Genomic DNA, 23,594 nt, shown 5'->3' with positions numbered 1-23,594 from the left:
GCGGATATGAAATTTTTAAAAAACAGGAAGATGAAACCATCATATAAAAACATTATCGCACTCGCTTTTGTGGCTTTAGCATTTCAGGGGTGCAAAGAGGAAGACTTAAATGTTTTCCCAACTAATGATATCATCGCCTCGCAGGTGTACAGCACACCGGCGGGCTACAAACAAGAACTAGTAAAATTGTATGCTTCTTATGGTTTAACTAGCCCGTCGGGGTCTGACGGAAGCGATATTGGAGGCTTAAACTCTGGTTTTGCCGACTTTTTACGGTTGTTTTGGAGCTCGCAAGAGTTAACTACAGACGAAGCCATTTGTGCTTGGAACGATACGGGCATCCCGGATTTAAACCAATCACTTTGGACAGCGGACAACCAATTTTTGCGCGGTTTATACTCCAGAAGCCTTTTACAAATTACCTTTTGTAACGAGTTTTTAAGAGAAAGCACGGATGCGAAATTAGGGGCTAGGGGCATTAGCGGAGCAGATGCAGATAACGTACGCAACTATCGCGCGGAAGCGAGATTTTTACGCGCCTACCAGTATTGGGTGTTAATGGATGCTTTTGGCAACCCGCCATTTGTTACCGAGGATGATAACATTGGTAAAACGCCGCCAAAGCAAATTAAACGTGCCGAGCTTTTTAGCTATATAGAAAGCGAACTGAAAGCCATTGAGCCCGATTTAAAAGATGCCCGTAGCAATGAATACGGACGCGCGGACAAAGGTGCGGCTTGGGCTTTATTGGCCAGATTGTACTTAAACGCCAAAGTTTACACCGGCGCAGAAAAAAACACCGAAGCCATTACCTACGCCAGCAAAGTTATTGGTGCAGGTTACGAGCTAAAAAGCAATTACAAAGACTTGTTTTTAGCTGATAACGACCAGAATAATAAAGAAACCATTTTGAGCATCAACTATGATGGCGAAAAAGGAACCAACTACGGCGGTACAACCTTCCTCATAAACGCAGGCATTAATGCGGATATGAACCCGGCGTCTTTCGGGGTGCCAAGCGGTGGCTGGGGAGGTAACAGAACCCGCCAAAACTTGCCGGGACTATTTCCGGACCCTAACGGCACGCAAGATAAGCGCGGTGTGTTCTTTGGTTCAAAAGCAACTGTAGAGGAGATGAGCACTTTTACCGATGGTTTACGTGTAACAAAATTTAAGAATGTCACTTCTACCGGGCAAACGCCGCCATCATTAAATGGAACGTTTAGCTCTTTAGATTTCCCAATTTTCCGCTTGGCCGAGCAGTATTTGATTTACGGCGAAGCTGTGGCACGTGGCGGAAGTGGTGGCGATGCAGGTACTGCTTTAAGCTATATAAATAAACTGCGCGAGCGGGCCTACGGCAACACCAGTGGCAATTTAACCACGGCAGATTTAACGGTAGACTTTTATTTAAACGAGCGTGGGCGCGAGTTGTACTGGGAAGGTTTTAGAAGAACAGATTTGATACGCTACGGCAAATTCACCTCTGGCACTTATTTATGGCCTTTTAAAGGTGGTACAAAAGCAGGTACGGCTTTGCCAGATTACCGCAACTTATTCCCTATACCATCTGCAGACTTAATTGCCAACACCAATTTGACGCAAAACACAGGTTATTAAATCATCATTAATAGAATAACAGATGAAAAAGATATTTAAACATTTAGCCATCCTTGCTTTAACGGCGGTCACTTTTACTGCGTGTGAAAAAGACGAGGTAAAATCAACCGTTAGCGCGGGTACAGCGGCAACGCTGTCGGCATCGGCCGATAATGTTGTTATGGACAAAACCTTGTTAGATAAAGATGTAATTACCTTTAGCCTGCAACCGGCAACTTTCGGTTATGATGCGGCAGTGGACAACATTTTGCAATTATCTCCCAAAGGGCAAAATTTTGAAAACCCTAAAGAGGTAATATTGGATGCCAATGCGACCCAAAAAACCTATAAAGGGTTAGATTTTAATAATTTACTTTTGGCGCTTAATCTTTCTACCGCTACCAGTACAGATGTAGAAGTACGTTTAAAATCATCCGTATCAAGCAAAATTGATGCGGTTTATAGCAATGTAATTACGATTAAAGCCAAGCCTTTTCCACTTACCGCATGGGTTTACGTTCCCGGGGCTTATCAAGGTTGGGAGCCTACCACGGCAGACAGTTTAATTTCTGCAACCGGAAACGGCGTGTATGTTGGCGTAATTCCTTTTGACGGGGGCAACTTTAAAATTACACCGCAAAAGAAATGGGATGTTGCTTATGGCGATGCTGGCGGCGGTAAAATAAGTACCAGCGGCGGCGATATCAGCTCGGGATCTGCAGGTGCAAAAGAAGTAACCGTGGATTTAAACAACAACACCATTGCCATTAAACCTTTGGTATGGTCTATCGTGGGCGACGGAACACAGGTGGGCTGGCCTCCAGCCTCTGGCCCTTATGACGAACAGGATATGAAATTTATTAATGACGGAAAAGGCCTTTGGAAAAAAACCATCACCCTGGTTAACGGTGCCATTAAATTCCGTAAAAACCACGACTGGGGCACTAACTTTGGCGGCGACGGCAATGGCAACTTAACTGGCGATAATATTCCGGTGACCGCAGGCACTTACACCGTTACCTTAGACATTCCTAACAATAAATACAGCATCGTAAAAAACTAGGTTTGCTTTTTAATTCTGCGCCGGGCAAAGGCCCGGCGCATTTTTATCCAATAAAATACTCGCTTATCAAGCTTTCATATCGTAGAACATGCGTAAACTTTATCTTCTTTTTTTAGCCCTTCCCTTTTTCTCAAATGCACAAACTAATCCGGTATTATCTGCCGGGAATATTACCCATGTGCAGATAGAAAAACAGCAAATCAGTTTTAAAACAGAAAATGCACAAGGGCAAATTGTGGTTTACAGCCCCAATATGCTAAGGGTTAGGCTGGATAAAAAAGAGCTGGGCCGAGATTTTTCTTACGCTGTAATTGCCCAACCGCAAACTTGCAATGCCAATATCGCGCAAAGCGAAGAAAGCATTACCATTACTACCGACTCGCTAAGGGCTATTATTAACAAAAAGCCATTTTCTGTAGCGTTTTATACTTTGGACGGAAAGGTAATTAATGAAGATGAACGCGGTTTACAAAACAGTTGGGTGGGCGATGAGGTTACGGCTTATAAGCACATGCAAAACGGCGAACGTTTTGTAGGTTTAGGCGAAAAAACCGGCAATTTGGACCGCCGCGGTGAGGGTTACACCAACTGGAACACCGATGCTTTTGGTTACGCCACCAACCGCGATCCTATTTACAGCACCATCCCATTTTACATTGGCATACACAGCGGTTTAAACTATGGGATATTTTTAGACAACACCTTCCAAAGCGACTTTAACTTTGGCGCCAGCAACGATAGGTTTTCTTCCTTTGGCGCACAGGGCGGCGAGCTGAATTATTACTTTATTTACCACAAGCAACTTAAAGATATTATTGGCACCTATACACAGCTTACCGGCCGCATGAAAATGCCTCCGCTATGGAGCTTGGGTTACCAGCAAAACCGTTACAGCTATTATCCGGATACAGAGGTAATGCGTATTGCCCAAACTTTAAGAGAGAAAAAAATCCCGGCAGACGGAATTACGCTAGACATCCATTACATGGATAAATACAAACTGTTTACTTGGGATAAAGAACGGTTTGGGAACCCCCAGGACATGAATAAAAAACTGCAGGATATGGGTTTTAAAACCACTGTAATTGTTGATCCGGGCATTAAAGTAGAAAAAGGTTACGAAGCCTGGGAAGAGGGTGTGGCAAAAGATCTTTTTATAAAATATCCGGACGGAACAAATTATACCGGGCAGGTATGGCCAGGCTGGTGCAATTTCCCAGATTTTACCAACGAAAAAGCGCGTGCTTGGTGGCGAGAGAAAGTGAAGTTTTTCGCCAACACCGGCGTTTCTGGTATCTGGAACGATATGAACGAGATCTCAACCTGGGGGCAAAAGATGCCATCTAATATTTTGTTTAATTACGATGGCGCGCTAGCCAGTAACAAGCAGGCGCACAATGTTTATGGTTCTTTAATGGCCCGCAGCAGTTTTGAAGGGATGGTAAAGGCAACCAACAAACGTCCGTTTATACTTACCCGCGCAGCCTATGCAGGTTTGCAGCGTTACACCGCCATTTGGACGGGCGATAACCGTTCCGAAGACGACCATATGTTGCTTGGCGTACGTTTACTAACAAGCTTGGGCTTAAGTGGGGTGTCTTTTACAGGGATGGACATTGGCGGTTTTACCGGCAACCCTTCGGTAGGGCTATATGCAAAATGGATTCAGTTGGGTGCATTTAACCCTTATTTCCGCAACCATACTGCGGTAAACACCAAATCATCAGAACCGTGGGCTTATGGCGAAGAGGTGACCGAAATTTCGCGGAACTACGTAAGCCTGCGTTATAAACTTCTGCCGTACTTATATGCTAGTTTTTACACCTCGGTAAGCAATGGCCTGCCAGTGGCGCGCAGTTTAGCCATTGATAATACTTTCGACGATAAAATTTATGATACCCAATTCCAGAACCAGTTTTTATTTGGCGATGCCTTTTTAGTTGCACCTTTTGAAAGCACCAAGGGTTTTGGCAATATTTATTTCCCTAAAGGCAATTGGTACAATTTGTACACCGGCGAAAAGCAGGCCGGCAACAGCGAAAAAATTGTCCGCTTAAGCTTACAAAAAATGCCGGTTTATGTTAAAGAAAGCAGCATTGTACCTATGCAATCGCTTATCCAATCAACGGCAGAAAAACCTAGCGATACCCTAAGCATCCATATTTATAAGGGTAACCTTAACCACACATTTGTTTATTATGAAGATGATGGCGAAAGCTACGATTATGAGAAAGGAGCTTTTTACAAACGCGCCATTAGCTACGATGCCACAAACCGCAAGATAGTTTTTGGTGCTGTAGAGGGCAATTACGCTTCTAAATTCAAAAACTTAAAATTGGTGTTCCACGGTTTTGACGCACAAGATAAAATTAAAACCGCCCAAGCCTTGCAAGATGATTTTGCATCCTTTCTTACGCCAATTTCAAAGTTCGATCCGCAAGGCTCGGCAAACGCAGTTGAAGGTTACAAAGTTAAAAGTGTTGTCATTAGCAACAACGCCAAACAATTTGAGATAAAATATTAAGACATCATTTTGTGTCTCTCGCTAAAAAAAGCAAAAGTGCGAGTGTCAACAAACCGGGTCTTCTACCTAAAACAAAGAAAACAGAAATGAAAAAATTATTAGTCCTCTTTTTACTTTTAGCTAGCTACAGTGGCTTCGCACAATTAGCAGACTTGGACAGGGTAGAGCCCATGTTTTGGTTTACAAAAATGCACAACAACAAACTGCAGTTATTAGTGCATGGTAAAAACATTGCGGCCAAAGAGGTAAGTTTAAGCTATCCTGGCGTCACCTTGCAAAAGGTAAATAAGGTAGAAAATCCAAATTATCTGTTTTTAGATTTACAGATTTCGCCACAGGCAAAGGCCGGCAAGTTCAACATCGCGTTTACGCAAAAAGGTAAAAAACAACTGCGGTATGTCTACGAGCTAAAGGATAGAGATACCAGTGCCAACCGCATCCAAGGCGTTAGCCAAAAAGATTTTGTGTACCTGTTAATGCCGGATAGGTTTAGCAACGGCGATTTATCAAATGATGTAGTAAAAGGTTTGCAAGAAACCGCGCTTAACCGCGATAGCATGTATTACCGCCACGGCGGCGATTTGCAGGGTTTAATAAACCATCTTGATTACCTAAAAGATTTAGGAGTAACCACCGTTTGGATGACGCCAGCCATCGAAAATGATATGCGCAAAGCATCTTACCACGGTTATGCGGCCACAGATCACTATAAAATTGACCCGCGTTTTGGTACGAATGCGCTTTACAAACAGTATGTAGAAACTTGCCACGCTAAGGGTTTAAAAGTAATTAAAGATGTGGTGCACAACCATATTGGGCTTAATCATTGGTTTTATAATGATTTGCCCATGCGCGACTGGCTAAACCAATGGCCTGCTTATACGCAAACCAGCTACCGCGACCAACCGGTGATGGATCCGCACGCGTCCGAAGCAGATAAAAAGAAAATGCTTGATGGATGGTTTGTGCCCTCTATGCCAGATTTAAACCAAAGGAATGTTTATGTACAAAATTATTTAACGCAAAATCACATCTGGTGGATAGAGTACGCCGGGATTGATGGCTTGCGCCTAGATACTTATCCGTATAACGATCCGGAGTTTATGGCCGACTGGGCTTTGAAGTTAAAGGCAGAATTTCCGCATTTGTCTGTCTTTGGCGAAACCTTGGTGAATTCTGTTGCGGCGCAAGCATTTTTTACCGGTGGCAACACGGTGAACCGCGGTTTTGATACGCATCTGCCCGGCATTACAGATGCCGTTTTAAAAGATGCCATTTACGAGGGCTTAAATGGCAAAACAGGCTGGGTTGACGGAATTAACCGTATTTACGCAACATTGGCGCAAGACTTTTTGTATCAGGATGCTACCCAAAACTGCATCTTTTTAGACAACCACGATATGAGCCGTTTTTACTCGGTAGTGGGCGAAGATTTTGACAAATACAAAATGGGGATGGCCATGTTATTAACCATGCGTGGCATCCCGCAAATGTATTACGGCACAGAAATTCTGATGAAAAACTTTTCGGCACCAGACGGTTTAGTGCGTTCGGATTTTCCGGGCGGTTGGCCGTCTGATAAGGTGAATAAATTTATTGCCACAGGCAGAACCGCGCAAGAAAATGAAGCCTTCAATTTTGTGAAAACCCTAGCCAATTTCCGTAAAAACAGCTTGGCCTTACAAAACGGTAAGTTGATGCAGTACGTTCCAGAGCAAGATGTTTATGTGTATTTCCGCTTTATGCCAGGGCAAACAAACGGAACGGTTATGGTAATCATCAATAATAGCGATGAAACAAAAGCATTAAACACTAGAAGATTTGCCGAACGTATGGGGACAGCCACAAAAGCAAAGAATGTTTTAAGTGGAAAAGAACTTAATAATGTTGAAACCCTGCAATTGGCTAAAAAAAGCGCCACAGTATTAGAACTATATTAAGGATGAGTAGCAAGGACAAGATAAAAGGTTTGCTGTTTGATTTAGACGGGGTGCTGGTAGATACAGCCGTTTATCATTATAAAGCATGGTTGCGTTTAGCAAAAACCATGGGTTTTACCTTTAGCGAACTGCAAAATGAAGAGTTAAAAGGCATTAGCCGCATGGATAGTTTGGATAAGGTTTTAGCTTGGGGCAACGTACAAAAATCTGCAGAAGAGAAACTGGCTTTGGCCACTCAAAAGAATGATTGGTATGTAGAAATGATCAACAAAATGACACCTGCCGAAGTATTGCCCGGCGCCTTAAATTTTCTGCAACAAGCCAAACAGGCTGGCTATAAAATGGCGTTAGGTTCGGCTAGTAAAAACTCGGCTACTATTTTAAAAAACACCAATCTGGCGCATTTTTTTGATGCCATTGTGGACGGTAACAGCGTGTCCAAATCAAAACCCGACCCGGAAGTATTTTTAAAGGGAGCCCAAGAATTAGCGCTACAACCCCAGCAATGTGTGGTTTTTGAAGACGCCGAAGCGGGTATCATAGCGGCCAAACGCGGCGGAATGAAAGCCATTGGCATTGGTGATAAAAACATTCTGAAACAGGCAGATAAAGTGGTTGCTGGTTTAGGCCAGCTCAGTGTTAAAAATTTAGAAGAATTATAAATGTTTAGAAGATAAGAGTTCTTATATCTCGTGTCTCACATCTCTATACTAAGCAATGAAGGATTATATTATTAAGGACGAGTGGAATGTTATTGAGGAAGGTTTTGATCCTCAACTGAATAAAATTTCGGAAAGTATTTTTAGTTTGGGCAACGGGCGCATGGGGCAGCGCGCTAATTTTGAAGAAAGTTACTCGGGCCCCACGCTTAGCGGAAATTATGTGGCCGGCGTTTATTATCCGGATAAAACCCGTGTGGGCTGGTGGAAAAACGGTTACCCAGAATATTTTGCAAAGGTGCTTAATGCCACCAATTGGATTGGGATTAAAGTACAGATTGAAGATGAGGAGCTGGATTTAGCCAAGGCAGAGGTAAGCGACTTTAAGCGCGTTTTAAACATGCGCGAGGGTTATCTGCAACGTAGTTTTACGGCCACCTTAAGCTCCGGGAAAAGGTTAAAAGTTAACGCGCTACGTTTTTGTAGCATAGCAAATGATGAGCTTGGTGCCATCCAATACCAATTGGAACCTGTTAATTTTAGTGCAGACATAAAGCTGACGGCTTTTTTAGATGGCGATGTTAAAAACGAAGACAGCAATTACGACGAAAAGTTTTGGGATCCCGTTGATACAGACATCAATAACGAAGAAGCTTATTTAACTTTACGGACCAAAAAAACAAACTTTGAGGTGTGTACAGGCAGTTTCATCAAGTTATTGGTGAACCAGCAACCGCAACAATTTAAAGCTTCATTAACACAACAGGATAAGTTTTTAGCGCAAGAAATTACGCTTAATGCCAAAGAGAAGCAATGCATCACCCTGGTAAAAATAGTGGCGAATTTATCTTCGCAAAACCATCCTAAATCAGAACTGCTGCAAACCGCTAAGGCCGTCATCGCGCAAGCAAAAGCCAAAGGATTTGAGGCTTTGTTGGACGCGCAGAAGCAAGCCTGGGCAAAAAAATGGGAGCAAAGCGATATCATTATCAAAGGTGACGTGGCCGCACAGCAGGCTATCCGTTTCAACATATTTCAGCTTTTCCAAACCTATACCGGCAAAGACGACCGTTTAAACATTGGCCCTAAAGGCTTTACCGGCGAAAAATATGGCGGATCAACCTATTGGGATACCGAAGCTTATTGCGTGCCTTTTTATTTGGCAACAGCACCACAACAGGTAAGCAAAAATTTATTGATTTACCGTTACAAACAGCTGGGTAAAGCCATAGAAAATGCCGAAAAATTAGGTTTTACCAATGGCGCAGCCTTATTTCCAATGGTGACCATAAATGGCGAAGAATGCCATAACGAGTGGGAAATAACCTTTGAAGAAATACACCGCAACGGTGCTATTGCCTATGCAATTTATAATTATGTACGTTACACTGGCGATGACAGCTATTTGGCAGATTATGGCCTGGAGGTGTTGCTGGCCATCAGCAGGTTTTGGAAACAGCGGGTAAACTGGAGCGCCGACAAAAATAAATTTGTAATGCTGGGCGTAACCGGCCCCAACGAGTACGAGAACAACGTAAACAATAACTGGTACACCAACTATTTGGCGGTGTGGTGCCTAAAATACACTTTAAGCGTTGCCCAAGAAGTGCAGCAGAAAAGACCTGAGAAATATGCTCAATTGTTAGCTAAACTCAGCTTTAGCGATGCAGAATTTGCTGATTGGAAAAACATAGTTGAAAACATGTATTTCCCTTTTGATTATGAAAAAGGCGTGTTTTTACAGCAAGACGGCTATTTAGATAAAGAGCAAATTTTGGTGAAAGATTTGGCTGCGAGCGAGCGTCCGTTAAACCAAAAGTGGAGCTGGGACCGTATTTTGCGTTCGTGCTTTATTAAACAGGCAGATGTGCTGCAGGGGATTTACTTTTTTGAAGACGATTTTGACCATCAAACCATTAAAAGAAATTTTGATTTTTACGAGCCACGTACCGTCCACGAAAGTTCATTGTCACCTTGCGTACACAGCATTTTAGCCGCCAAACTAAATGACGAAGCCCGCGCCTACGAATTTTACTTGCGCACCGCCCGTTTAGATTTAGACGACTACAACAACGACACCGAAGACGGTTTGCACATTACCTCAATGGCCGGTACCTGGATGAGCGTGGTAGAAGGTTTTGCCGGAATGAGGGTGCGCGATAATCAGCTAATATTTAATCCGTTTTTGCCCAGCAAGTGGGAATCCTTTTCTTTCAAAATTAACTTCCGTGGAGCAACGCTAACCATCAGCATCAACGCAAAGCAAATACGTATATATAACGCCAGTGCGCAAAAGCTCAGCGTAATAATCCATGGCCAACCGCAAGAAATTGCAGCGCTTACAGAAACAGAAATTTCTAACGTAACATTGGTTTAAATATAATGGGCGTCAACCAACATAAACTTTATTCGCTTAAACATTTGTTTTGCAAAAGCGCCGTTTTACTCTTTATATTGGCTGGCAAACCAATTTATGTGTTATCGCAAACGGCACAACCAAATATGAGCAATCAAAAAATGGTAATCTACCAGCTGTTGCCCCGTTTATTTGGCAATAAAAATACCACAAATGCCTTTTACGGCACCTTGGCGCAAAATGGTGTAGGCAAATTTAATGACATTGATGAGAAAGCCCTAAACGGTATAAAAGAGCTTAGCGTAAATTACGTTTGGTACACCGGCGTAATAGCGCATGCCAGCTTAACAGATTATAGCCGGTATGGCACTCCAAATAGCGATGCCGATGTGGTGAAAGGCATTGCCGGCTCGCCCTATGCCATCCGCGATTATTATGATGTGGACCCAGATTTGGCCATAAATGTTGAAAACCGAATGGCCGAGTTTGAAGCACTGATAAAGCGCACGCACCAAGCCGGCTTAAAAGTATTGATAGATTTTGTGCCTAATCACGTGGCGCGCGGTTACCGTTCCATTGCCAAGCCTGCTCACGTGGTAGATTTTGGCGCCAATGACGATACAACCAAAAGCTTTAGCCCCGGCAATGATTTTTATTACCTGCCGGGGCAAAAATTTGTTGTTCCGGACATTGATAAACTAAAAGGCCCTTTAGATCCCTTGAAAGATTATCAATATACAGAAAGTCCGGCTAAAGCCACAGGCAACAACTCTTTTAGTGCCAAACCGAAAGATGATGATTGGTACGAAACCGTGAAGCTCAATTACGGCATCGACTATCAAAATGGCGAGAAAACATATTTTGAGCCTACCCCGCCTGTATGGACAAAAATGCGCGATATCCTGAGCTACTGGGCAGAAAAAGGTGTCGATGGGTTCCGTTGCGATATGGCCGAAATGGTTCCAGTTGCTTTCTGGAAATGGCTTATTCCACAACTTAAGCAACAATATCCGAACTTGGTTTTTATTGGCGAGGCTTATAATCCCAAGGCTTATGAAACCTATTTAACCCAAGGAAACTTCGATTATTTATATGATAAGGTAGGCTTGTACGACAGTTTAAAAACCCTAATTAAAAACAACGCCGATGCGCGAAGCAGCGCTATTTCTGACGCGGTAAAAAGCGTGAAGGCTTACGACGATAGGATGCTTCGGTTTTTAGAAAACCACGACGAAGAACGCATTGCATCTGCCGGCTTTGCAGGCGACCCTAAATTGGCCTTGCCGGCCATGACCGTTAGTGCTACTTTGGGCAAAGGCCCTGTACTATTATATTTTGGGCAAGAAGTGGGCGAACCAGGAAAAGGCGCCGAAGGTTTTGGCGGCGAGGATAACCGTACCACTATTTTCGACTATTGGGGCGTCCCCAACCATCAGCGATGGATGAATGACGGCGCTTTTGACGGCGCTAAACTAAATGAAGATGAGCAACAACTGCGCAATTTTTATAAAAAACTATTGCAAATCAGCACCACAAACGAAGCCATTGTAAAAGGAGATTTTATTGAGATTCCATCAGCGGAAATTAACAACCCGCGCGTTTATGCCTTTTTCCGCATTAGCTCGGGGCAACGTGTGTTGGTAATAGCCAACTTTGACCGCCAGCAAAGTTTTGAGGCAGAGATTACCATCCCAAAAGAAATCTTAAAAAATCAAGCGCTTTCCAAACAACCGCAAGATGCCTTGGGCGCGGCGCCGGTAAAATATCTTTCAGAAAACCGCATCAGGGTTAAACTTGCGCCGGTTTCTTCACAAATTATTGTTTTTTAAACTAAAGCCAATGAACCTTAAGCCGCTTACAGAAAACCCCAAGTTATCCATTGCTCAAATTATAAATATGAGTGTTGGATTTTTTGGGATACAATTTGGTTGGGATTTGCAGCGTGCCAATATGGGGCGGATCTACGAAGGTCTGGGCGCCCATCCAGATCAGGTTCCGCTGTTGTTTTTAGCAGCACCTTTAACCGGCTTGTTGGTGCAGCCCATTATTGGTTACTTAAGCGATAGAACTTGGCATCCGCGCTGGGGCAGGCGCCGTCCTTATTTCATGATCGGTGCTATCATCAGCAGTTTTGCATTAATCTTAATGCCTAACAGCAGTGCCTTGTGGATGGCTGCCGGACTATTGTGGGTTTTGGATGTTTTCGGGAACGTTTCAATGGAGCCTTTTAGGGCTTTCGTTACTGATAAATTGCCGGATAGCCAAGTAAACCGCGGTTTTGTGATGCAAAGCTTAATGATAGGTTTGGGCGGCAGTGTGGCATCGGCTTTGCCATGGCTTATGAACAACGTGTTTCATCTTAGCAACACCGCCCAGCCCGGCGAAGTGCCGCACAATGTGGAGTATTCTTTTTACATCGGCGCGTTTTTCTTTTTAGCCTCAGTAATGTGGACGGTGTTTACCACTACAGAGTATCCGCCAAGCGCCGCCGAATTACAAGCTCAACAAACCGAAGATAAGAAAGGCTTTGCTCACGGCGCCCGCGAAATTTTTGATGCGTTAGTAAATATGCCCAAAAGAATGCAAATCGTTTCTTTGGTGCAGTTTTTTACATGGCCCGGCCTTTTTTTAATGTGGTTTTATTATACCACTGCGGTGGCGGTAAACGTGTTTGGCGGTACAGATGCCAGCGACCCGGTATATGCCGCCGGCGCAGATTTTGGCAGCCTTACTTTAGCTTATTACAGCGTTATTACCTTTTTGTTTGCGTTGGTTTTGCCCGCTATCGCGGATGCGCTGGGCCGTAAGTTAACCCATTCGCTTTGTTTGCTTTGTGGCGCTTTGGGTTTAATTAGCGTAGCATGGGTGCATGATAAAAATATGCTTTACCTGTGTATGACGGGCGTAGGCATTGCCTGGGCCAGCATTTTGTCTATGCCTTACGCCATGATGAGCGGCAGCTTGCCCAAACATAAAATAGGCATCTACATGGGCATCTTTAACTTTTTTATTGTGCTGCCAGAAATTATCGCCTCGTTGGGTTTTGGATGGTTAATGCGCAATGTGCTAAACAATGATAGGCTTTTGGCCGTGCAGCTGGGTGGCGTATTGATGGTGCTGGCAGCCATAATTTGTTTTGTGTTCATCAAAGAATCTAAAAATAGCAAGCCTGCATTGGCGAAAGAGCTAGAAATAGAAGAGAGACGCTCGGTTTAAGAGATTGAGGGGGTTTTAACACGCTTTCCACTGTATCTTTTTTTGCCCCCTCTTTTGGCCGGCAAAAAAAGGATGCCGTTCCAATCGTTAACCCGCCTTTGAAGCGATAAAGAGATTTAACCAACAAACCAATAGTAAAAAGCGAGGCACTGCTCTGCACAAAAAAACACCAATAGCAACCATGAAAAAGTATTATTACATCCTATTCTTTATAGCTTTAAGTTTTCAGCTAGCCTGCAAAAAAGATAAATCAGGAAGCGCCGTTAATCCGCAACCTCCACAAACCGAGTTACCGGCAGGGGCAAAAGACGGCGTAGCTTTTACGGATAATGGCACGGCAGCCATTGTAACTCTGTATGCGCCGGACAAAAAATCGGTAGCTATCATAGGAGAATTTAACAGCTGGAACCGCGACGCCAACAAAATGCAATTAGCAAAAGATGGCAAAACTTGGTTTACCACCATCAAAAACCTAAATCCCGAAAGCGCTTACAGCTACCAGTTTGAAGTGGATGGTACATTACGCATTGCCGACCCTTATGCAGAGTTAGTGCTAGATCCGGAAAACGACAAATACATCAACAACGGCACCACTATAAAAGCTTATCCAACAGGTAAAACATCTGGCATGGTAAGCGTTATGCAAGCCAAGCAAAGTCCATACACTTGGAAAAACCAAAACTTTGCCCGCCCACCAAAAAATAAATTGGTGGTGTATGAGTTATTGGTGCGCGATTTTGTGAGCGACCACAGTTACCAACAGTTGCTTACCAAGCTGGATTACCTCAAAAATTTAGGCATCAATGCTATCGAGCTGATGCCGGTGAACGAGTTTGAAGGTAATTTAAGCTGGGGCTACAATCCATCTTTTTATTTTGCGCCCGACAAATACTACGGCACCAAAAACGATTTAAAGCAATTTATTGACGAATGCCACGGAAAGGGCATTGCTGTGATATTAGATATGGTTTTAAACCATTCTTTCGGCCAGTCGCCTATGGTGCAACTATACTTTGCCAACGGTGCACCCACGGCAGAAAGCCCTTGGTACAATACGGTGGCAAAGCATCCGTATAACGTAGGTTTTGATTTTAACCACGAAAGTCCTGCAACCCGCGCTTTCGCTAAAAAAGTAATGCAATTTTGGATGCAGGAATATCAGATTGATGGATTCCGCTTTGATTTGTCTAAAGGTTTTACGCAAAAGCAATCTTCAGACGATGCCGGCTTTGCCGCTTACGACGCTAGCCGGGTAGCCATCTGGAAAGATTACCACAACTTTATTAAAAGTATTGACAACAATAACTTTTACACCATTTTAGAGCATTTTGCCGATACCAAAGAAGAAACCGAGCTCACAAACGAAGGAATGATGGTTTGGACAAACCTCAACTATAACATGAATGAGGCTACCATGGGCTGGCTCAACAATTCTGATTTTTCATGGGGTTTTTACAAAAAACATGGTTTCTCAAAATCGGATGGGCTAGTGGCCTATATTGAAAGCCATGACGAGGAAAGACTAAATTATAAAAACCTAAACTATGGAAACGCAAATGCCAATTATGTCATTAAAAACAATTTGCAAACAGCTTTGAAGCGGGAAGAACTGGCCGCCGCTTTCTTTTTTGCTATCCCCGGCCCTAAAATGATTTGGCAGTTTGGCGAGTTGGGTTATGATGTCAGCATTAATTTTAACGGGCGCACCGGCGAAAAACCTATCCGCTGGGATTATTTTGCCGACCCTGCGCGGAAAGCTTTATATGATGTTTATGCCAAGCTGATTAAGTTGAGGCTTGGAAACGATGTTTTTACCAGCAACGATGTAAGCTATGATTTATCAAAAGCAATAAAATACATTAAACTTACTGCTACAGAAAACCAAGTTGTAGTGGTAGGCAATTTTGATGTGGTACCTCAACAAGCCGATGTAGATTTTGGCTCGGCCGGCGTTTGGTACGATGCTTTTGGCAATAGTATTAACTTAGCTACCTCCAGATACCAAACTACACTAGCTCCCGGCGAATATCATTTATTTAGCAAAACGGTGTTAAAATAGAAGACTAACCCTTTTTTCGTAATTTAGGCACATGCGCCACCATTTAATTTACGGCTTTTTAGTCCTTTTTACCTTTACGCTTTCGGGATGTTCGGGCGAAAACGCGAACAAGATTATCGACAAATCCATCGCTTTTTATGGGATGGATAAAATTGAGGGGAAAACAATAGAGTTTGATTTCCGCGAGAAGCATTTCAAGGTAAAGCAGCACAAAGGCAATTTTTATTACGAAAGTAGCTACCGCGATGATAGCCTGGGTTTGGTGAAAGACCAGCTGAGCAACCACGGCTTTGCACGGGAAGTAAACGGCAGACTGATGCCATTGTCCGGAAAGGACTCGGTAAAATTTGCCGAATCTTTAAATTCTGTCGTTTATTTTGCCTTTCTGCCCTTAAAACTAAAAGATGAAGCCGTGCGTGCAAAATTTCTGCGCACTGTGCAAATTAAAGGCAGCGATTACTTGCAAGTTGAGGTCACCTTTGCCAAAGAAAACGGCGGCGACCATTACGATGACACTTTTTATTTTTGGTTTGATGCCCGAGATAAAAGCATGGATTATTTTGCCTACAGCAAAGGCGGCGACCGCTTTAGGGCAGGCAATGGCTTAATACGCGATAAAGGCCTTTACCTGCAAAACTACGTAAACCTCGAAAACAAAAATCCGGAGAAAACAGCTTTGAAAGATTACTACAAATTGTTTGAGCAAGACAAATTAAGCACCTTATCTTACATAGAATTGCGGAATTTAAAAGTGAGCGATTGAGCGCCGTAAAGCCACAAAAATCATAAGCTCCGTGTCCTCTGCGCCCTCCGTGGTAAAAAGCGCCAGTAATTTCCGTTTGTTAAGTAAAGGGCAACTGTCAGGTTTTCTCTGTATCTTTGTGATTCTACCTCTGCACCTCCGTGGTTAAAAACGATAATAAAAAAGAATACCCTCGTTTAACTCCCTAATTACAGACAACAGTACCTGCCGGCTAATTACAGTTTGGTCGTCTAATTGTTAATAAATAAATTAGTAGTAATAGCGCTTTTAATAATATTTTAAATTAATTTTTAAAACAGCTATTGTTGCATCAATGGCTGTGTAACTAAAAACGTTGTCGTATGGAAGATGATTTTGATTTTGAATTCAGCGAAGACCCAAAATTATCGGTCGAACGCTATGAAGAGATGCTCCGCAACCACGACCAATATTTTTTTGATGCGCTTGCTTTTGAGAACATCATAGATTACTACATGGACAAAGGCGATCACCTGAAAGCCATGCAAGTGATAGAATATGCCGTGAAACAGCATCCTTACGCAACAATTTTCCACATTAAAAAAGCCCAGTTGCACCTCTTTGCGAATGAAGTTGAGCAAGCTTTTGAGTCGTTGGAAAAAGCAGAACTGCTAGAGCCTTCAGATGCCGACGTTTATTTAGTGAAGGGCAATATTTTTGAAAGCTTAGAACGCCACGAAGAGGCTTTAGAATATCTAAAAAAAGCGCTGGAACTGGCTGATGCCAAAGATGAAGTGCTGATGCAGATTGTTTTTGTGTACCAAAACATGGGCGATTATGAGCAAGCCGTAGCTTACTTAAAACAGTGCTTGGAAATAAACATGGAAAACCAAGATGCACTGTACGAACTGGCTTTTTGTTATGATGTATTGGACAAACAAGAGGAAAGCATACAGTTTTACCAGCAGTTTATAGATAACGACCCCTATTCTTTTGCGGCTTGGTACAACTTGGGCAATGCCTACCACAAGCTGGAACTTTACGAAAAAGCGATAGATGCTTATGACTATGCCATCCTTATAAAAGATAATTTTGCTTCCGCATATTTCAATAAAGGCCATGCTTTATCGCAATTGAACCGCCACCAAGAAGCCATTAACGTTTATCGCGAAACTTTTGAGTATGAGGCGCCAAATGCAGATGTTTATTGCGCTATTGGCGAGTGTTATGAGAAACTACAGCGCATGGATGATGCCCGCTCATACTATAAAAAAGCAGTAAAAATGGATCCTGAAATGGCTGATGCCTGGTTTGGGATAGGGGCAACGTTAGAGTTTGAAGAACGCTATTTCGAATCTTTGCACTTCTTTAAAAAAGCCTTGGATCTGGATAATGAAAATCCGGATTTTTGGTACGCCATAGCCGATGCGCATTTTAAACTGGGCAATTTTGAGGAGAGTAATGCCGCTTATGATAAGGTGTTGGATTTGGACCCCTTAGATGTTGATGCTTGGCTTGATTACGCCGGCATGGCTTTTACGGCTCAAGATTGCAAAAGAAGCATTGAGATTGTGTCTGAAGGGATTAAGAACAACCCAGATTTTGCCGATTTGTATTATCGCTTGGTAGCTTATTTATTGGTCGACGGCCAGTATAACGAAGCCTTAGCACAACTGCAAACCGCCTTAAGTGTAGATGCAAACAAGCATTACCTTTTGTTCGAATACTTGCCACAGTTAGAAAACAACCAAACTATTTGGGATGTGATTAAAGGTTTTCATAAATAGAAGGCGTGTAAAAAATCTGCTTTTATAATTGCGTATGTGCGGTTATTTGATATTTTTTTTGGATTTTTGCACCCGAATATGAATTATCGACTAAATAATCTTCCGGAACGGACGGTTAAACCTCGGGGCAAAGGCCTAACCATGGTAATGGACAAGGGCTTGAGCTTGAGGGAAGTAGAAGATTTTATTGAGGTTGCCGGCGCACATGCCGACATTGTGAAACTGGGATGGTCTACTTCCTTTGTTACTCCAAAACTCAAAGAAAAACTCAAATTATACCGCGATGCGGATATCCCTGTTTATTTTGGGGGAACTTTGTTTGAAGCTTTCGTAATCCGCAATCAGTTTGATGAGTACCAGCGCGTGCTGGATGAATACGATATGCGATTTGCCGAAGTGTCTGACGGATCTATTGAAATCCCCCACGAAGTAAAATGCCAGTACATCAGCAAGTTGAGCGAGCAGGTAACTGTAATTTCTGAGGTAGGCTCTAAAGACGAAAAAAAGATTTTTGCGCCTTACAAATGGATCAACTTGATGCGTGCAGAAATTGAAGCCGGTTCGTGGAAAGTGATTGCGGAAGCCAGAGAGGGCGGTAACGTAGGTATCTACCGCGATTCGGGCGAGGTAAGGCAAGGTTTGGTGGACGAGATTTTAACGCAAATCCCCGAAGAAACCATCATTTGGGAAGCTCCCCAAAAAGCACAGCAAGTATGGTTTATCGAATTAATTGGCGCAAATGTAAACTTAGGAAACATTGCTCCGGCAGAGGTTATCCCTTTAGAAACCATCCGTTTAGGTTTGCGCGGCGATACATTCAACCATTTTTTGAATAAGAAGTAAAGAGGATGAGGGAGTTTGCATAAGCTTCCTTTGTTTGTGTAATGAAAAAATATGGATTAATAGGATTCCCGCTAGGGCATTCTTTCTCTGAGAAGTACTTCACAGAAAAATTTGAAAAAGCTAAGCTAAAAAACTTCAAGTATTCGCTTTTTCCGCTAGAAAATATACAAGATTTTCCGAAGCTGTTAGCTACCGAGCGGGATTTGTACGGCATTAACGTCACCATTCCGCATAAAGTAGAAGTATTGCAGTTTTTGGACGATATTGACCCAGCTGCCAAAGAAATTGGTGCAGTAAACTGCATCAAAATTTTGCATGGCGATACCGTAAAATCGTTGTTTTCTGGCGAGCTGTGTATGCTTAACCCTAAAAAATACAAGTTGGTAGGCTACAATACCGATGCTTATGGCTTTGAAGGATCTATTGCTCCGTATTTAAAAAACCATCATAAAAAAGCTTTAATTTTGGGCAACGGAGGCGCTGCAAGGGCTATTAAATATGTTTTAAAGAAACGTAAAATAGCGTTTAAGTTTGTGAGCCGTCGGCCGGATAAAGATATGTTCAGCTATGAAGAGCTTAACGAGCAAATCATAAAAGACCATCAGGTAATCATTAACACCAGTCCGGTAGGCACCTATCCCAATGCAGATGAATGTCCGGCTATTCCTTACCAGTACTTAACAGATAAGCATTTGCTTTACGATTTGGTGTACAATCCGCAAGAAACGCTGTTTTTGCAGAAAGGAAAAGCACAGGGCGCCAGCATTAAAAATGGCTACCAAATGCTGGAACTACAGGCCGAAAAATCTTGGGAAATTTGGCAATCATAGCTTAAACGGGCTTTTTTCTGGCTTGCCACACCTTGTAGGCAAAAAAAATCTGCAAAAATTAATATCTTGAGCCAATGAAATACCTGTTTTTTTGCATTTGCTGTGTGTTAGGTTTACTGGCCTGCAATCAAAACAAAAACTATGCGCCTAAACCGCGCGGATATTTCAGGTTAGAGTTTCCAGAGAAAGCTTATCAGCTCTTTGATAGCAATGCCCATTACAGTTTCGAGTATCCACAATATGCCAAAATGTATTTGGACAGTGCCGATGGCAACCGGCCAAATTGGTATAACCTCACTTTTCCGGCTTTTAACGCCCGTTTGCATTTAAGCTATTACAAAATTGATTCTAAGAAAAAGTTTGATGAGCTGGTAGAAGACTCGCGGAAGCTGGCCTTTAAACATACTGTTAAAGCTACCGGTATTGATGAAGGTTTAATCGAGGTAAAAGAACATAACGTTTACGGCGTGTTTTATACCATTGATGGCAATACAGCTTCATCTGCCCAGTTTTTTTTAACCGATAGCACCCGCAACTTTTTGCGCGCAGCGCTTTATTTTAATGAAAAACCACAGCCAGATTCCATCCAGCCGGTGGTAGATTTTATCAAAACAGATATCGACCGGATGATCAAAACCTTCCGTTGGAAACCCTAAAACCTAATCGCATCCTAAAAATGCAGCCTAAATCATGAAAAAAATCTTACTCATTTGCTTCTTCGCCTTATCAGGTATCGCCGTAAAGGCACAAGGTATTTTTAGAACCATAAATTTAGCCGAAACGTTTTTTGCCCAGTTAGATTCTGGCAATTATGCCAAAGCGCACCAATTTTTTGATGCCAGCGTAGCAGATAAAATTAAACCGGAAAGCCTGCAAGCTTTGTGGCTACAGCTAAAACAGCAAATGGGTGCTTTTGAAGGTGTTGATGGCGTGCAAAACAAAATGAAGGACGATTACCAGCTGGTGATTTTAAACCTCAAATTTGCATCTGATAATCAATCATTTCAGCTGGCATTTAACAAAGAAGAGAAAATTGCAGGCATATTTTTGTTGCCTAAATCGCCTAGTAATTCGCATAAGATCCCAAGTTATGCCGATACCGCGTCCTACACCCAAAAACTGATTACCATTAAATCGGGCAAGTACGAGCTTCCGGCCATGCTCACCGTTCCAAAAGACAGCGTAAATGTGCCATTGGTGGTTTTTGTGCACGGCAGCGGGCCGCATGATATGGATGAAAGCATTGGCGCTAACAAACCTTTTCAGGATTTGGCTTTGGGTTTAGCAAGCAAAGGCATCGCCTCTATCCGCTATGTAAAACGTACTTTAATTTATCCGCAAGATTTTAAAGGCGCCGCCACGGTGAAAGATGAAGTTTTAGATGATGCAATTGCGGTCTTAAACTACGCCAAAACGGTTCCACAGGTAGATGCAAACAAGTTATATGTTTTTGGACACAGCCTTGGCGGGATGCTGGCGCCACGCATTGCTACTTTGGACCCATCTGTTAAAGGATTGGTTTTAGCCGCCGCGCCTGCACGTAAATTGCAAGATTTAATGGCCGAGCAAAGTAAAGATGCTTATGCGCAAAGCAAAGACACAAGCAAGGTAGGCGCTAAGTTATTAGCCGAAGGCATTGCGCTGTTAAATAAAACCAAAACATTTAACAGCAACACGCCGGCTCAGGATTCAGTATATTTGGGCTTGCCTACGGCTTATTGGGCAGATTTGAATGCGATGGACCAAACGGCAATTGCCAAAAAATTACCACAGAGGATTTTGGTTTTGCAAGGCGGGCATGATTTTCAGGTTGGGGAAACGGATTATTCGCTTTGGCAAAAAGCCTTAAAAAGTAAACGAAACGCCGACTTTAAATTTTACCCTATGCTAAACCATTTACTCACTTTTGTGAGCGAGAAAGGCGACAGCAGGCAGTATTTGATGCCCGCAAATGTGGACCAAACTTTGGTGGATGATGTGGCGAGTTGGATAAATCAAAAATAATGGAATTAAAAGCTTTTGTAAACAATCCTTATCAGGAAAACACCTATATCTTATACACCAAAACTGGTGATTGTGCTATTGTTGACCCTGGCATGTACAACGCCACGGAAGAAAATGCAGTTGTCAATTTCATCAAACAAAACAACTTAAAACCAGTTTTATTGTTAAACACACATTGTCATATAGACCATGTATTGGGCAATAAATTTGTGTTTGATGTTTTCGGTTTAAAACCTCAATTTAATAAAGGCGAGTTGCCTTTGTTGCACGCAGTGCCATCTTATGCGCCACAACAGGGCTTTAATTATCAGCTTTCGCCAGAGCCGGAGACCTTTTTACCAGAAAGCGGACAAATTTTTTTGGGAGACGAAGCTTTACAGCTGTTGTTTACGCCCGGACACTCGCCCGCACATTTGTGTTTTTACAGCAAGGCCGATGCTTTTGTAATTGGTGGCGATGCGCTTTTCCGCGGAAGTATTGGGCGTACAGATTTGCCTGGCGGAAATCACAGCCAGTTGTTAGAAAGTATTAGAACCAAACTTTTTACCTTGCCAGATGAGGTAGAAGTTTATCCCGGCCACGGCCCGCATACCACCATTGGGTTTGAAAAAGTGCATAACCCGTTTTTTGCGCATTAACCTTGAATACTGCTTATTATATCGCCAAAAGGTATCTTTTTTCTAAAAAGTCTACCCATGCTATAAATATAATTTCGGGCATATCTATGCTGGGCGTTTTTGTGGGCAGCGCCGCGTTAATTGTCATTTTATCCGCTTTTAATGGGCTAGAGCAGTTGGTGGTTTCTTTATCAAATACCATTACGCCAGATTTACGCATAGAGCCGGCGCAGGGCAAATCCTTTGATCCAAAGAGATTAGATTTGAGTAATCTGAAGGAAGATCCTTCCGTCAGTTTTTACAGCCAAGTACTAGAAGAAAAAGCGCTTTTACGCTATGGAAAGCAACAATTTATTGGACAAATAAAAGGTGTTGATCCGTCTTTTTTAGCCAATAAACGATTAGCCTCCAGCTTGGTACAAGGCGAGTTTGTATTACAAGACGGCGAATACCCAACTGCGCTTGTAGGGGCTACGGTGCAATACTCTTTAGGGATAAATGTAAATAGCCCTTTAACCGCTTTAGAAATTTATTCGCCCAATAAAAATGCAGGTAGTGGCGCATTTGGGCCGGCAGATGAATTTGTAGTTCGCTATGCCACACCGGTTGGTGTGTTTGAATCTAACCAAGATTCGGACAACAGCGTAATTATTGCTTTAAGCACGGCACGCGAATTACTGGGCGAACCAGAAAAGATAAGTGCAGTGGAGGTTTATTTGAAGCCAAATGCAGATGCGCAGGTGCTTGCTAAAAACCTGCAACAAAAGTTTGGGAAAGATTTTTTGGTGAAAGACCGCATTCAGCAAAATGCTTTGCTGTACAAAATCTTAAACTCAGAAAAATGGGCGGTTTACCTAATTTTAACCTTTGTGTTGGTGATTGCCACCTTTAATATTGTAGGTTCTTTAACCATGTTGGTGATTGATAAGCAAAAGGATATTGCCGTGCTAAACAGTTTAGGCGCAGGTAAAAAGATGATCCGCCAGATTTTTTTATTAGAGGGATTAATGATTTCTTTTATAGGATGTATAGTAGGGATGAGCGTGGGGATTGCTTTTGCTTATGCACAGATGAAGTACGGTTTTATCACGATGGCGCAAGGAAATATGGTAGTAAATGCTTACCCAATGGCATTAAAAGCCAGTGATTTTGTGCTGGTTTTTGTTACCGTAATGGTAATTTCTTTTGTGGCATCTTTTATTAGCTCCAGGCTGAGTGTGAAGAAGCTGGCACTGAGTATTAAGTAGAAAGTATCGAGTAGAAAGTACCAAGTATCAAGACAGACGCACTTTGTCCTTATTCTTTGCTCCTTGTTCTTCACTCTCCTACAAAGTATCAAGTATCAAGACAGACGCACTTTGTCTTTATTCTTTGCT

General features: G+C 42.7%; 17 protein-coding genes. All 17 read left to right on the top strand.

From position 1 onward, the window contains the following. The first annotated feature begins 6 nt into the window (after positions 1–6). The gene (locus tag BCY91_RS00570) at positions 7–1,620 is read left to right on the top strand and encodes a RagB/SusD family nutrient uptake outer membrane protein (protein ID WP_120180067.1); all 1,614 of its coding nucleotides are present in this window, start codon (positions 7–9) and stop codon (positions 1,618–1,620) included. A 22-nt stretch (positions 1,621–1,642) separates the two neighbouring features. Next, positions 1,643–2,662 carry a SusE domain-containing protein gene (locus BCY91_RS00565; protein WP_120180066.1) on the top strand — a complete coding sequence of 340 codons (1,020 nt, stop codon included), beginning with the start codon at positions 1,643–1,645 and terminating at the stop codon, positions 2,660–2,662. 88 nt (positions 2,663–2,750) lie between these two features. Then, a complete protein-coding gene (locus BCY91_RS00560) occupies positions 2,751–5,186 on the top strand; it encodes a glycoside hydrolase family 31 protein (RefSeq protein ID WP_120180065.1) in 2,436 nt (811 codons plus the stop codon). Positions 5,187–5,272: 86 nt separating this feature from the next. Beyond that, the gene (locus BCY91_RS00555; RefSeq protein ID WP_120180064.1) at positions 5,273–7,126 is read left to right on the top strand and encodes a glycoside hydrolase family 13 protein; all 1,854 of its coding nucleotides are present in this window, start codon (positions 5,273–5,275) and stop codon (positions 7,124–7,126) included. A 2-nt stretch (positions 7,127–7,128) separates the two neighbouring features. Beyond that, entirely contained in the window at positions 7,129–7,788 is a 660-nt protein-coding gene (gene pgmB, locus BCY91_RS00550) for a beta-phosphoglucomutase (protein WP_120180063.1), read from the top strand. A gap of 55 nt (positions 7,789–7,843) precedes the next feature. Beyond that, positions 7,844–10,162: a glycoside hydrolase family 65 protein gene (locus tag BCY91_RS00545; protein ID WP_120180062.1), complete on the top strand. Its 2,319-nt coding sequence runs from the start codon at positions 7,844–7,846 to the stop codon at positions 10,160–10,162. 125 nt (positions 10,163–10,287) lie between these two features. Beyond that, the gene (locus BCY91_RS00540) at positions 10,288–11,970 is read left to right on the top strand and encodes an alpha-amylase family glycosyl hydrolase (protein ID WP_245988956.1); all 1,683 of its coding nucleotides are present in this window, start codon (positions 10,288–10,290) and stop codon (positions 11,968–11,970) included. 67 nt (positions 11,971–12,037) lie between these two features. Continuing rightward, positions 12,038–13,357 (top strand): MFS transporter, encoded by a 1,320-nt coding sequence (locus tag BCY91_RS00535; RefSeq protein ID WP_245988950.1) that lies wholly within the window; start codon positions 12,038–12,040, stop codon positions 13,355–13,357. Positions 13,358–13,538: 181 nt separating this feature from the next. Next, complete coding sequence (locus BCY91_RS00530) at positions 13,539–15,416, top strand: alpha-amylase family glycosyl hydrolase (RefSeq protein ID WP_120180059.1); 1,878 nt, start codon at positions 13,539–13,541, stop codon at positions 15,414–15,416. Positions 15,417–15,447: 31 nt separating this feature from the next. Continuing rightward, a complete protein-coding gene (locus BCY91_RS00525; RefSeq protein WP_120180058.1) occupies positions 15,448–16,179 on the top strand; it encodes a DUF6503 family protein in 732 nt (243 codons plus the stop codon). A gap of 341 nt (positions 16,180–16,520) precedes the next feature. Then, on the top strand, positions 16,521–17,924 hold the full coding sequence (locus BCY91_RS00520; protein ID WP_120180057.1) for a tetratricopeptide repeat protein: 1,404 nt from the start codon (positions 16,521–16,523) through the stop codon (positions 17,922–17,924). A gap of 78 nt (positions 17,925–18,002) precedes the next feature. Further along, the gene (locus tag BCY91_RS00515) at positions 18,003–18,767 is read left to right on the top strand and encodes a phosphosulfolactate synthase (RefSeq protein ID WP_120180056.1); all 765 of its coding nucleotides are present in this window, start codon (positions 18,003–18,005) and stop codon (positions 18,765–18,767) included. 41 nt (positions 18,768–18,808) lie between these two features. Then, positions 18,809–19,597, top strand: coding sequence for a shikimate dehydrogenase family protein (locus BCY91_RS00510; protein ID WP_120180055.1), 789 nt, complete (start codon positions 18,809–18,811; stop codon positions 19,595–19,597). Positions 19,598–19,671: 74 nt separating this feature from the next. Further along, positions 19,672–20,253 (top strand): gliding motility lipoprotein GldD, encoded by a 582-nt coding sequence (gldD, locus tag BCY91_RS00505; protein ID WP_120180054.1) that lies wholly within the window; start codon positions 19,672–19,674, stop codon positions 20,251–20,253. A gap of 34 nt (positions 20,254–20,287) precedes the next feature. Next, entirely contained in the window at positions 20,288–21,601 is a 1,314-nt protein-coding gene (locus tag BCY91_RS00500; protein WP_120180053.1) for an alpha/beta hydrolase, read from the top strand. Further along, entirely contained in the window at positions 21,598–22,239 is a 642-nt protein-coding gene (locus tag BCY91_RS00495; protein ID WP_120180374.1) for an MBL fold metallo-hydrolase, read from the top strand. Before BCY91_RS00500 ends, BCY91_RS00495 begins: the two co-directional genes overlap by 4 nt. 2 nt (positions 22,240–22,241) lie before the next feature. Then, positions 22,242–23,465, top strand: a complete 1,224-nt coding sequence (locus BCY91_RS00490; RefSeq protein ID WP_245988948.1) for an FtsX-like permease family protein — start codon at positions 22,242–22,244, stop codon at positions 23,463–23,465. Positions 23,466–23,594 lie beyond the last annotated feature (129 nt).

Source organism: Pelobium manganitolerans (assembly GCF_003609575.1).
GTDB classification, from domain to species: Bacteria; Bacteroidota; Bacteroidia; order Sphingobacteriales; family Sphingobacteriaceae; genus Pseudopedobacter; species Pseudopedobacter manganitolerans.
This window is presented reverse-complemented; position numbering and strand designations above follow the sequence as displayed.